Source organism: Chelativorans multitrophicus, assembly GCF_011317445.1.
GTDB lineage: Bacteria > Pseudomonadota > Alphaproteobacteria > Rhizobiales > Rhizobiaceae > Chelativorans > Chelativorans multitrophicus.
Map to the genome: position 1 here is coordinate 541,714 of NZ_JAAAPL010000003.1, position 12,406 is coordinate 554,119.

Here is a 12,406-nt window from a genome sequence, read left to right on the forward strand (position 1 = left end):
GGAATTATCTTTCGGTAACCCAAATTAAATAAAAAAGAAGCAATCAGGTCCGGTGCCTGATGGCTCAGGGGTGATTTGGCAAGCAGAAGAACGGTAGGACCAATGCGTAGACTCTTCTCGTCCCTCTTTATGCTTTGCACGCTTGCGGCCGCGGGGCCGGCCTTCGCGCAGGCGACTGCGGTCGGCCAGCATCGCGACTGGGGCACCTATAGCTATCAATCGAACAACGGCAAAGTCTGTTACGTAATGAGCGTTCCGAAGCAGAAGGAGCCCGCCAGCTTGGACCATGGCGACATCTTCTTCTTCGTGAGCCAGAAGCCTGGACAGAACGTCGCCTTTGAGCCCCAGTTCATCGCCGGTTACGACCTTCGCGAGGGTTCGAAGGTCACGGTTACCGTCGGAAACAATTCCTTCTCCATGTTCACCCAGGGCAAGTCGGCATGGATGGAGAACGCCGCGGAAGAGCCGCAGCTCATTGCCGCTATGCGTGCGGGCGCGGATATGCGTATCACGGCGACATCGCGCCGCGGCAACAACACGAATTACACCTTTTCGCTTCTCGGGTTGTCTGCGGCGCTACAGTCGATCCAGTCCTGCAAATAACGGCATTCCGCGCGGCCACGTGATTTCGGCGCTGCCGGCCGCGCGCCCTTGCCCGCGCGTCTTTTCCTGCTAATAGTTCGCCCGGCACCGGGATCGCGCTTCATCGCGGATGCCCGCGACACGAACTCACTCGGAAAAGACGATGGCGACACATAAAGATGTTAAGAAGGTCGTGCTGGCCTATTCCGGCGGCCTCGACACCTCGATCATCCTGAAATGGCTGCAGACGGAACTCGGCGCCGAGGTGGTGACCTTCACCGCCGACCTTGGCCAGGGCGAGGAGCTTGAGCCCGCTCGCCGTAAGGCCGAGATGCTGGGTATCAAGGAGATCCACATCGAGGATCTGCGCGAGGAATTCGTCCGCGATTTCGTCTTCCCGATGTTCCGCGCAAATGCGCTTTACGAAGGCACTTATCTGCTCGGCACTTCCATTGCACGGCCGCTGATCGCCAAGCGCCTTGTCGAAATCGCCGCCGAAACGGGGGCAGACGCCATCGCTCACGGCGCGACGGGCAAGGGCAACGACCAGGTCCGCTTCGAACTCACCGCCTATGCGCTGAACCCCGACATCAAGGTGATCGCTCCGTGGCGTGACTGGACGTTCAAGTCCCGCACGGACCTTCTGAACTTCGCGCGCGACCATCAGATTCCAGTGCCCAGCGACAAGCAGGGTGAGGCGCCCTTCTCCGTCGACGCCAATCTTCTGCACTCTTCCTCCGAGGGGAAAGTGCTGGAAGATCCATGGAGCGAGCCCCCGGAATATGTCCACCAGCGCACGGTTTCGCCCTTCGATGCGCCGGACCGGGCAACGGAGATCACGATCGGCTTCAAGCGCGGCGACGCCGTGTCGCTCAACGGCGAGGCGGTGTCCCCCGCCACGTTGTTGGCCAAGCTGAACGATCTTGGCCGCGACAATGGCATCGGCCGCATCGACCTGGTTGAAAACCGCTTTGTCGGCATGAAATCCCGCGGCGTCTATGAAACGCCAGGAGGCACGATCCTTCTTGCCGCCCATCGCGCAATCGAATCGATCACGCTCGACCGGGGCGCCGCGCACCTTAAGGATGAGCTCATGCCACGCTATGCCGAGCTCATTTATAACGGGTTCTGGTACTCGCCCGAGCGTGAGATGCTCCAGGCGCTCATCGACAAGAGCCAGGAGGATGTCGAGGGCGAAGTGCGGCTGAAGCTCTATAAGGGCAACGTCATCGTCACGGGCCGTCGTTCGGACAAGTCTCTTTATTCGGATGCGCTCGTCACTTTCGAGGATGATCGCGGCGCCTATGATCAAAAGGATGCGGCAGGGTTCATCCGCCTCAATGCGCTAAGATTGAGGACGCTCGCGGCGCGCAAGCGGCTTCAAGGCTGACCGAGCGGGCGGGCGCTGTTCACCACAACGCCCGCCAATCGCCAGCATCGATTATCCGTCGATTTCCTTGGCTATGATCGCAATGGCTTGCTGGTAGACGCTTGCCGCGTTCCAGCCCTGGATCGCTACGAAATTGGGTTGTCCCTGCTGATAACCAGCTCCGGGCTGCCAGCCGTGAGCCCGCAGGAAGTTGGCTGTGGAAGCCAACGCGTCTGCGGTCGAGCCGATCATGTCGATGCGTCCGTTACCATCGCCATCCACCGCAAAACGCAGGGCATTGCCGGGCAGAAACTGCGTCTGGCCGATTTCGCCGTGCGCAGCTCCGACCGCAGCAGGGCTCAGCATGCCCCTGTCGATCAGCGTCAGCGCTGCGTAGAGGTGGTCGGTGAAGAATTCCGAGCGACGGCAGTCATAGGCGAGCGTGGCAACGGCTGAAAGCGTGTGCTGGTTTCCCATAAAGCCGCCAAAGCCGGTCTCCATGCCCCAGATCGCGATCAACGGTCCGGCGGGCACGCCGAATTGCCGCTCGATCCGATCGAAAAGAGCGGCATGTCTTTTCTTCATGGTCTTGCCGCGCGAAATGATCACGTTTGCGCCGCGCTTCTGCATGAAGCTTTCAAGAGAAAGCTTGAAGCCCTTCTGCCCTCTGTCCGCGGCTATCGTTTTGGTCGCATAGCTGGTGCGTGCCAGCGCATCGAGCGCTGTCCTGCTTGCCCCGCGCGCCGCCGCTTCCTGGATGAAGGCAGCCTTCCACGCCTCAAAACCTCCGCCCCCGTTTCCGCAGCTGGCGGCAAGAGCCGGACTGCCCAGGAAGAGGAATGCAAACAGACCCGCAGCGAAACCTTTCTTCATTCTACCCCGACTCATACGGAATCTCCTACTCGAATCCTGGTCCAGTATTGCTGAAATGTATCAGCACTTGGTTACGATCAAGCGCAACTATCACACAGTGTTGGAACGAAATAGGGATCTCCTCGTTCGTTTGCGCAAGGGACAGTTACTGAGGAGAATGAAAATGAAATTACTTGCCATGAAAAGCGCAACCGCCGCTGTGGCTCTATTTGCGCTTTCCGGCATCGCCGCGGCGCAGACGATGGCGACGGCGACGACCGACCTGAATGTGCGCGCAGGACCTGGGCCGAACTATGCGGTCGTGGGTGTTATCGGCGCATCGCAGCAGACGACGGTGAACGGCTGCATTCAGGGCAGCAAATGGTGCCAGGTCAGCCATAACGGCGTGCAGGGCTGGGCCTATTCGGATTATCTGACCGCAACCATGGGCGGCGGCCAGACCGTGGTGCTTACTGAACGGCCGGCCGATGCGGTGCCGACGGTCACTTATGAGACGACGGCCAGCACGGATGGTGCCGGGGCCCTGACCGGCGCCACGACAGGTGCCGTTGCGGGTGCCATTATCGGCGGTCCCGTAGGCGCTGCCGTCGGCGGCGCGGCCGGTGCCGTGGCAGGTGGCGCAATCGACACAGTCACGCCGCCGGAGCGGGTGGTGAGCTATGTCCGCCAGAACGAGGCCCAGCCCGTTTATCTGGAAGGCGAAGTCGTGGTCGGCGCCCAGCTCCCGGAAACGGTAGCGGTGCAGGAAATACCGGATTACGAGTATCGGTATGTGTATGTGAACAATCAGCCGGTCCTGGTCGAGCCGCAGAGCCGCCGGATCGTCTATGTGATGCGCTAACCGCCTTCCGGGCGCCGCCCTTGAAGGGCGGCGCCGCCTCCTCGTGGCCGAAATGGCCGGCCATCGTGCCGGCAACTTGACTTTTGCGTGCTTTTCAGGTCTAGAGACGCGACTTTCCGCGACGAGTGAAAACTCCGAGCCGCCGACCGGGGCATAGATCCCGGAGGTCAACACCCGGCAGCGCAATGCGCCCCCGGGTGCTTTTCGGTTTTGCGAGGTTTAACCCTCGCCGCGGATGCATTACCTCTCGTGTCTGACAACACGGGACAAGAGGAACGCGGATGTTCGAGACTCTCCAGGAACGCCTTGGCGCAATCCTGAACAATCTCACCGGGCGCGGAGCGCTTTCGGAGGCGGATGTTTCCGCCGCCCTGCGCGAGGTGCGCCGGGCGTTGATCGAGGCCGACGTGGCGCTCGATGTCGTACGTTCCTTCACGGACCGGGTGCGCGAAAAGGCCGTTGGCGCCCAGGTGCTCAAATCCGTGAAGCCGGGCCAGATGGTCGTCAAGATCGTTCATGACGAACTGGTCGAGATGCTGGGCAGCGAGGGCGAGAGCGTTGACCTCAATGCCCCGGCGCCGGTCGTCGTGATGATGGTGGGCTTGCAGGGTTCCGGCAAAACCACGACGTCGGGCAAGATCGCCAAGCGAATGTCGGAGCGCCAGGGCAAGAAGGTGCTGATGGCATCGCTCGACACGCGTAGGCCCGCCGCGCAGGAGCAGCTTCGCCAGCTCGGAGAGCAGACGGGCATTGCCACGCTGCCCATAGTGGCGGGGCAGACTCCTGTCGATATCGCGCGGCGCGCCGTGCAGGCGGCCAAGCTCGGCGGCCATGACGTGGTGATCCTCGATACGGCCGGCCGTACGCATATCGACGAGCCACTGATGGCCGAGATGAGCGATATCAGGCGGGCGTCCAACCCGCATGAGATCCTGCTCGTGGCCGACTCGCTGACCGGTCAGGATGCGGTGAACCTCGCGAAGAATTTTGACGAGCGCGTCGGCATTACCGGCCTTGTGCTTACCCGGATGGACGGCGACGGGCGCGGCGGCGCGGCGCTTTCCATGCGTGCGGTCACCGGCAAGCCGATCAAGCTGATCGGCACCGGCGAGAAAATGGACGCGCTGGAGGAATTCCATCCCCGGCGCATCGCCGACCGCATTCTCGGCATGGGCGATATCGTTTCGCTCGTGGAGAAAGCTGCCGAAACCATTGACGCGAAGAAGGCCGCGGCGATGGCGAAGAAGATGCAGGAGGGCAAGTTCGACTTGAACGACCTCGCCGATCAGCTTCGCCAGATGCAGAAGATGGGCGGCATGGGCGGCATCATGGGCATGATGCCTGGCATGGGAAAGATGAAGGATCAGCTTGCTGCCGCCGGCCTTGACGACAAGATGTTTGGCCGCCAGATCGCCATCATCCAGTCGATGACGCCCAAGGAGCGCGCCAATCCGGATCTCCTGAAGCACAGCCGCAAACAGCGCATCGCCGCAGGCTCCGGTACCGATGCCGCGCAGATCAATAAGCTGCTCAAGATGCACCGCCAGATGGCCGACATGATGAAGGCGATGGGCGGCAAGGGCAAGAAAGGCGGCATGATGCGCGGCCTCATGGGAGGGATGGCGCAGAAAATGGGTCTCGGCGGTATGCCGGGGGGCATGGGAGGCATGCCGGACCTTTCCAAGATGGACCCGAAGCAGCTTGAAGCATTGCAGAGACAGCTAGGCGGCGCCGGTGGCCTGCCGCCTGGCCTTCCCAAGGGGCTCTCCGGCCTGCCGGGGGGCGGAGGCCTTCCGGGTTTGCCTGGGCTTCCCGGTGCTGGCCTGCCCGGCCTGCCGAAGAAGAAATGAGGGGGAGAAGCCAATGAGCATGGATGTGGATCCCGCCAGGGAACGCCTGTTGGAACTGCGCGCCTCGATCGACAATCTCGACGCCGCGCTGATCCACGTTCTGGCCGAGCGTTTCCGCTGCACCAAGGCTGTGGGCAAGCTCAAGGCCGAAAACAACATGCCGCCGGCGGACCCCGCGCGCGAACAGCAGCAGATCGCCAGGTTGCGCCGGTTGGCCGACGAAGCGAATCTGGATCCGGATTTTGCGGAGAAACTGCTCACCTTTATCGCTCGCGAGGTGATCCGACATCACGAAGCGATTGCTGAGGCGCATGCCGCCCCCGCAGGGCGGGGAGCGAAAGCATGAGCCGTCTCGGTCCGCTAAACCTGCCGTCGCAGACGGCAGCAAGCAGGCGGGGAGCCATTCCTAGGCCTCCCACGACTTTGCGCGGAGAGCCGCGCACGCGTTTCCGGCACATGTTGCCGGCTTGAAAAGCCATTATTGAAAGGAAGACAGATGGCACTGAAAATTCGCCTGGCCCGAGCGGGCTCCAAGAAGCGCCCTTACTACCACATCGTGGTGGCCGACGTGCGCGCGCCGCGCGACGGCCGTTTCATCGAGCAGATCGGTTCCTGGAACCCGATGCTGCCCAAGGACAGCGAGCGCGTGAAGCTCAATGAAGAGCGCATTAAGCACTGGCTCGCAAATGGCGCATTGCCCACCGACCGTGTGCTGCGCTTCCTCGATCAGGCGGGTCTTGCCAAGCGCCCGGCGCGAAGCAACCCGAAGAAGGCAGAGCCGGGCAAGAAGGCACAGGAACGCCTTGCCGCTGCCCGTCAGGCCGAGGAAGAGGCCAAGGCAGCTGCTGAAGCTGCGGCTGCTGCTCCCGCGGAAGCTCCTGCGGAGGAAGCGGCGAGCTGAGCCTCTAATCCTTTCAGCGTGTGCAAAATGCCGGCCTCGTTGCCGGCATTTTCGCATCTTGGCGCCCTATTCTAACCAAGAATGGCGGCAAGCTCTCCGCATATCCTGGCGGGGAGATTCGCAATGCGGAAGGTTCTGGCTGAGCGCATCTACCCGCCCACGCATGAGTTCATCGAGAACACGGTTCCTTCGATGCAAGCTGCCTTCGAGGCGGGGCGATGTGGCGGAACTTGACGTGCATCCCACAACCCTCACTTCTCAAACCAAATTAATAGGTCCTGCGCCTAGCGGTCTTCTAGCCTGCCTGCCGGCGGCTTATCGCGTGGGCCTGGACTTGGGGCATTCACCAGGTTTCAGAGCAATTGTGCGCCGCCTGCTTGGAAGATTGCAACTCACACGGGAGTTTTAATTGGCCGTTAACCGATGATGTAAATAGTGCCAGCAAAGCATGATGCTTTAGGAGCTCTATTCTGACGAACAATGATCGTTCGCTGATGAGCGGGTCCGTGGAGCGAATCATGCTGCCTGTCAATTTCAACACCTCCGCCGTTACCAGCCTCAACATTCTAAAGTCGATGCAGAACATCGACATTCGACCGGATGCCGCTGCGAAGCGGCCTGCTGCCGGGCCTAGTCCGCTTGGCAGAAACTCCCTTTCACCGACGACCGCCGACGCAATTCTACGCATAAAAGAGCTGGTCAGCTCCTCTACTGGCGCCCCAAACGGCGCTCTATCACTGTCGGAACTTCCAGCAACACATGCGGACAAGCTGCGCGGATATGGCGACAGCTTCGTCAGACTGGATGAGAAGGGCGTGGACCAAGCCACTTTTGAGAAAATGGTCTTCAACCTTCTTCAAGAGAATCACAGCGATGACCCCACCTTTCTGGCGGCGGTGAAAAACGGAAATCTCACGATTTCCCGGCCGTCGGAAGTTGCGGGCCTTGGCGAGGGCTCCGTTACTTACGCCGCCTACAGCAACGGTCAGTACACCGGCTCTGTAGGTTTTTCGCACATCAATAAAGACTTCTATCTTTTTCAAGAAGGCAAAGGTTTGACCCAGATATTCGGCTATCACGAGCTTGTCGGGAGCTTCTACGTGACCTGGCCCAAATAGCCATCCGAGAGTTTGCGACAAAGCCGTTTTGATGGCTATCTCTGGACCAATCGCATCGAGCTGATCGGGCCGGCTATCAAGCAGAGCGATCATTCCGCGGCGGCGCGGCCTTCTCCAAAGCGGCGCTCGATGTAATCGGCAACCATCTTCTCGAAATCGGCGGCGATGTCGGGGCCGCGCAGGGTGGCGGCCTTCCTGCCGTCGACGAAGACGGGGGCGGCGGGTGTCTCGCCCGTGCCCGGCAGCGAGATGCCGATATCGGCATGCTTGGATTCGCCGGGCCCGTTGACGATGCAGCCCATGACGGCAACCTTCAACGCTTCGACGCCCGGATATTTCTCGCGCCAGACCGGCATGTTACGGGCGATATCGGATTGGATCTTCTGAGCCAGTTCCTGGAAAACCGTGGAGGTGGTTCGCCCGCAGCCGGGGCAGGCTGCAACGACCGGCAGGAACTGCCGGAAGCCCATAGTCTGGAGCAGTTCCTGGGCTACCTGCACTTCGCGCGTGCGGTCGCCGCCGGGCTCCGGCGTCAGCGAGATGCGGATGGTGTCGCCAATGCCCTGTTGCAGGAGGATGCCCATGGCTGCCGAGGAGGCGACGATTCCCTTCGTGCCCATGCCGGCCTCGGTAAGGCCGAGATGGAGCGCGTGGTCGGAGCGTTCCGCGAGCATCGTATAAACTGCAACGAGATCCTGTACCTGGCTCACTTTCGCGGAAAGAATGATGCGGTTGCGCGGCAAACCGATTTCTTCCGCAAGCTCGGCTGAAAGCAGCGCCGATTGGACGATCGCCTCGCGCGTGACCTGCGCGGCGGTTAGCGGCGAGCCTTGCGCCTGGTTCTCGTCCATCAGGCGCGTGAGCAATTCCTGGTCCAGCGAGCCCCAGTTGACGCCGATGCGCACCGGCTTGTCATAGCGGATCGCCATCTCGACGATCTCGGCGAATTGCCGGTCCTTCTTTTCCTTGAAGCCGACATTGCCGGGATTGATGCGGTATTTTTCAAGCGCCTCGGCGCAGGCCGGATGGTCGGCGAGCAGCTTGTGGCCGATATAGTGGAAGTCTCCGACAATCGGCACGAAGACGCCGAGCCGCTCCAGCCGCTCGCGAATTCTAGGCACTGCGGCCGCGGATTCGTCGCGGTCTACGGTAATGCGCACGATCTCGGAGCCTGCTCGATGAAGCGCGGCCACCTGGGCGACCGTGGCGTCCACATCCGCGGTGTCTGTGTTGGTCATGGACTGCACGACAACGGGCGCATCGCCGCCCACCATAACACCGCCAACGTCGACGCCGACGGACCGCCTGCGGGGGAAGGGTGACGAGAAATAGCCGGTTGCCGTTTGGCTGGTCATAAGCCTGTTCCGTGTCAGCCGTAACGCCTGCAGCGCCTCGCGTTCCTCCGGGACAAAAAGGACGCTGCAGATGATCGAGAAGTTACCATTTCGCTTTCCGAAAACCGACTCCGGTTTTCGGACCGATGCGCTAGGAGGTGGAGGAGCAACGCGCCGATGTCAATGGCTGCGACGCTCGGCCCACCTTGCGCGCTGGCTCAAAAGGCCAGCGTTGCAAACCACGGCGCCGTGCATCTTTCCCGCTTTCGTGGAACCCTGGGGTTGCGTGTCCGTTATGTGCAGGAATTTTCAAACCGAATTTTCAGGAGGCCGTTATGCGTCACAGGCACGAGGATCTGGGTGAAGACCTGCGCGATCAGATCGCAAGCCTCAGCCACGAAATCGCGGCGATGAAGAAGCAGATGATGCGGCGCGGCCGTGGGTCTTTTCGCGACAGCCGTCATATGAGCGAGGAAATCGTCGAGACGGTGCGGGATTATTTGAGTGCCGCGATGCCCGATATCCGCCGCGGCGCCTACCAGATCCAGGATCGTGCGCGCGAGCACCCGGGAACGACGGCGGCAGTGGCCGCCGCAAGCGTCATCGTGCTTGGGCTGGCCGCGAGCCTTTTCATGCGGCGTTAAAACGACTGGACTTGGCAAGCATTGCTGCATTGCAATACCCTCCTTTGAGGAGGCAATGCGATGCCGAATCGAAAAACTGCCATTATCACCGGATCCACTTCAGGCATTGGTCTGGCGATCGCCCGCGCGCTGGCGGCGGAGGGCTGTCGCGTCGTGCTCAATTCCTTCACGGAGCGGGAGGAAGACGAGGGCCTGGCCGCTTCGCTGGCCGAAGCGTTCGGAACCGAGACGGTTTACTTCAAGGCCGACATGGCGCGCGAGGAGGAGTGCAGGGGGCTGGTGGAAGAGGCCGCGCGGCGCTTCGGCTCAGTTGATATCCTGGTCAACAATGCGGGCATCCAATATGTAGCGCCGGTGGAAGAATTTCCGCCAGAAAGGTGGAATGAGATCATCGCCGTCAATCTTTCCTCGGCGTTCCACACGATCGCGGCCGCCATTCCGCATATGAAAAGCAAAGGAGGCGGGCGCATTATCAATATAGCCTCGGCACATGGCCTTAGGGCTTCGCCCTTCAAATCCGCCTATGTGGCGGCGAAGCACGGTATTATCGGGCTGACGAAGACCGTGGCGCTGGAGCTCGCGGAAGCGCGCATCACCTGCAACGCAATCTGCCCCGGCTATGTGCTGACGCCGCTGGTGGAGGCGCAAATTCCCGACCAGATGGCGACACATGGCATGGATCGGGAGACGGTGGTCAGCAAGATGATGCTCGCCAAGCAGCCGACACGGCAATTCGTGGCGGTGGAACAAGTGGCGGCGGCGGCGATATTCCTGTGCTCAGATGCGGCGGCGCAGATCACGGGCACGACGCTCTCGATTGATGGTGGCTGGACGGCGCAATAAGGGCGGGAAGAGCGTTATTTTTGCTTGAGGGCGAGTTCGATCAGCTTGATGAACTGTCGGCAATGGGGTTCGGCTTGCGATCCGCGCTTGCCGCGAGCCTTGAGGCCGGCCAGCATGTCGAACAGCATCTCCGCGAGGCTTTGGGCCGATAGTCCCCTGTCTTCCAGCTTTATGCCGCGGCGCTCCGCCTCCTCGCCAATAAATGCCGCAAACCTCTCGACCATATGGCGGCGCCAGTCCGCCACGAGGTCAGCGGCGATCTGGTTGTTGAAGTCCACCAGCTCGTCGCCGTGCGGCGATTCGTAGACTTTTTGCAGGAGCTGGAAAAGCGCCTGGTCGAGCGCCGCCAACAAACGGTCCGGGAATGCGCCTTCTTCCCGAAGCGCGGCACAGGCGTTTGTCTGCGATTTCCTAAGCAGATCCTGTTCGACGGCCCTGAAAATATCCGCCTTGTTGCGGAAGAGGAGATAAAGCGCAGGCCGCGAGATTTCCGCCGCGCGCGCGATGTCGTCCATGGTTGTCCGCGAGAAGCCATAGGCAAGGAACACTTGCATGGCGCCTTCGAGCACGCGCGCCCGCTTGGCGTCTTCCATCTGTTTTTCGTTATCCTTCAGTGCGCTCACTTTTACTCCCAAATCAGTCATTGACAAAAATACAGAATTTGTCAATGTGTCGCTCGCCCGGCTGCGCTTGGATGCGAGGGGCGCGTTCGTCTGCACCCAGCCCATTTAGAGCATCATGACAGGGTGTTGTCAGGAGTGAGGACGGGTGTGACTATTTTGCAGCGCGACGTCGCGATAAAGATGAAAAATGCAATGCGCTTTCTAGGCCTGATTGAAATAGCCCGCTGCCCTGCCCATATCGGCGCGGTCCTAGCCGTCTAAGTGGCGCAACTGTTCACTGGAAAATATCCATGGCTAAGCTGAAATTCCACAAGATCGCAGCAATAGTGGTGCTCGTCGCAACGGCAGGCTGGATTGCCACCGGCCAATTTTCCTCAGTGGGCAGCGCCAGAGAGGAGGCGAAGCCCGCAGGCGCCGAGCCGGATCGCCCTGTCGTTTTGAAGACGGTGCAGGTCGCAGTGCCGCCGCGGGTTGAGCACGCGCGCACCATCCATGTCTCGGGACGGACAGAGGCGGACAAGAACGTAAATCTAGCGGCGCGCGTCGCCGGAATCGTGGAAGAATTGCCTGTCGAGGAAGGCTCCCGTGTGAAGGAGGGGGACCTGATCCTGCGCCTCGAAAACGAAGGCAAGGAGGCGGCTGTGACATCGGCGCAGCAGACGCTTGCCCACAGAGAGGCTGAATTTGCCGCGGCGGAACGGCTTTCCAAGAGTGGCAATCTCGCCAGCCTGCAGCTCGATGTCGCGCGCGCCAATCTGGCCGCCGCCCGCTCGGCCCTGGAGCAGGCGAAGGCCGAACTCGACCGCGTCTCGGTGCGCGCGCCATTCGATGCGGTGGTGGACAAAATTCAAGTCGAAAAGGGCACCGCCGCCATGCAGGGCGCGGAAGTGGCCACTCTCCTGAAGCTCGATCCCATCGTGGCCGCGGGCGAGGTGAGCGAGCGCGATCTCGGCACGATCAGGCCGGGTGACAAGGCCGAGGTGCGCCTGGTCAATGGCGAGACGCTTTCCGGCACGATTCGCCATGTGAGCCGCGCCGCTTCCCCGCAGACGCGTACCTATCGGATCGAAGTCGTTGCTCCCAATCCGGACAACGGCATCCCCGCAGGAATGACGGCGGAAATCAGCATCAAGACGGAGATGGTGGAAACCGTAGCGCTGCCGCGGTCCGTCATCACGCTCAGCAACAACGGAGAACTTGGCGTCCGCGCCGTGGATGAGGCCGCCCAGGTGCATTTCTACCCGATCGATATCGTGGATGATACGCCCGAAGCGCTCTATCTGGCCGGCATACCGCAGGAAATGCGCATCATTGTCGCCGGCCAGGACCTCGTGACCGACGGAGAGAAGGTGAAGGCGGAAGAGGCAGACGCCGCTACCATCCGTGAGCTCGCCAGCGCGGCGCGGCCACAGCAAGAGCAATGATCCC

At 61.2% G+C, this 12,406-nt stretch carries 13 protein-coding genes; 10 read left to right on the forward strand and 3 right to left on the reverse strand.

Annotation, left to right across the window (positions count from 1 at the left end; all coding sequences use genetic code 11):
• Positions 1-102: 102 nt before the first annotated feature.
• Entirely contained in the window at positions 103-603 is a 501-nt protein-coding gene (locus tag GNP00_RS17035; RefSeq protein WP_041544854.1) for an invasion associated locus B family protein, read from the forward strand.
• Positions 604-745: 142 nt separating this feature from the next.
• Positions 746-1,972 (forward strand): argininosuccinate synthase, encoded by a 1,227-nt coding sequence (locus GNP00_RS17040; protein ID WP_041544853.1) that lies wholly within the window; start codon positions 746-748, stop codon positions 1,970-1,972.
• A 51-nt stretch (positions 1,973-2,023) separates the two neighbouring features.
• Here GNP00_RS17040 and GNP00_RS17045 read toward each other — a convergent pair whose 3' ends face one another.
• Positions 2,024-2,824: a lytic murein transglycosylase gene (locus tag GNP00_RS17045; RefSeq protein WP_246259154.1), complete on the reverse strand. Its 801-nt coding sequence runs from the start codon at positions 2,822-2,824 to the stop codon at positions 2,024-2,026.
• 163 nt (positions 2,825-2,987) lie between these two features.
• Here GNP00_RS17045 and GNP00_RS17050 point away from each other — a divergent pair, with 163 nt between their 5' ends.
• The 5 genes from GNP00_RS17050 (at position 2,988) to GNP00_RS17075 (ending at position 7,534) form a co-directional block, all read left to right on the forward strand.
• The gene (locus GNP00_RS17050; RefSeq protein ID WP_011582654.1) at positions 2,988-3,665 is read left to right on the forward strand and encodes a DUF1236 domain-containing protein; all 678 of its coding nucleotides are present in this window, start codon (positions 2,988-2,990) and stop codon (positions 3,663-3,665) included.
• Between the two features lie 281 nt (positions 3,666-3,946).
• Entirely contained in the window at positions 3,947-5,515 is a 1,569-nt protein-coding gene (ffh, locus tag GNP00_RS17055; protein ID WP_011582653.1) for a signal recognition particle protein, read from the forward strand.
• 13 nt (positions 5,516-5,528) lie between these two features.
• On the forward strand, positions 5,529-5,861 hold the full coding sequence (locus GNP00_RS17060) for a chorismate mutase (RefSeq protein WP_041544852.1): 333 nt from the start codon (positions 5,529-5,531) through the stop codon (positions 5,859-5,861).
• 150 nt (positions 5,862-6,011) lie between these two features.
• Positions 6,012-6,416, forward strand: coding sequence for a 30S ribosomal protein S16 (gene rpsP, locus GNP00_RS17065; protein ID WP_011582651.1), 405 nt, complete (start codon positions 6,012-6,014; stop codon positions 6,414-6,416).
• A gap of 518 nt (positions 6,417-6,934) precedes the next feature.
• Positions 6,935-7,534 carry a hypothetical protein gene (locus GNP00_RS17075; protein ID WP_011582650.1) on the forward strand — a complete coding sequence of 200 codons (600 nt, stop codon included), beginning with the start codon at positions 6,935-6,937 and terminating at the stop codon, positions 7,532-7,534.
• Between the two features lie 89 nt (positions 7,535-7,623).
• On the opposite strand, the gene ispG is transcribed toward GNP00_RS17075, so the two are convergent.
• A complete protein-coding gene (gene ispG / locus GNP00_RS17080; RefSeq protein ID WP_011582649.1) occupies positions 7,624-8,889 on the reverse strand; it encodes a flavodoxin-dependent (E)-4-hydroxy-3-methylbut-2-enyl-diphosphate synthase in 1,266 nt (421 codons plus the stop codon).
• A 314-nt stretch (positions 8,890-9,203) separates the two neighbouring features.
• Between ispG and GNP00_RS17085 the strand changes: the two genes are divergently transcribed.
• Entirely contained in the window at positions 9,204-9,512 is a 309-nt protein-coding gene (locus GNP00_RS17085; RefSeq protein ID WP_011582648.1) for a hypothetical protein, read from the forward strand.
• A gap of 60 nt (positions 9,513-9,572) precedes the next feature.
• Positions 9,573-10,355, forward strand: a complete 783-nt coding sequence (locus GNP00_RS17090) for a 3-hydroxybutyrate dehydrogenase (RefSeq protein ID WP_011582647.1) — start codon at positions 9,573-9,575, stop codon at positions 10,353-10,355.
• 14 nt (positions 10,356-10,369) lie between these two features.
• Here the strand turns inward: GNP00_RS17090 and GNP00_RS17095 are convergent, their stop codons facing one another.
• Positions 10,370-10,978 (reverse strand): TetR family transcriptional regulator, encoded by a 609-nt coding sequence (locus GNP00_RS17095; RefSeq protein WP_011582646.1) that lies wholly within the window; start codon positions 10,976-10,978, stop codon positions 10,370-10,372.
• A 290-nt stretch (positions 10,979-11,268) separates the two neighbouring features.
• Here GNP00_RS17095 and GNP00_RS17100 point away from each other — a divergent pair, with 290 nt between their 5' ends.
• On the forward strand, positions 11,269-12,402 hold the full coding sequence (locus GNP00_RS17100; protein WP_011582645.1) for an efflux RND transporter periplasmic adaptor subunit: 1,134 nt from the start codon (positions 11,269-11,271) through the stop codon (positions 12,400-12,402).
• Positions 12,403-12,406: the final 4 nt, after the last annotated feature.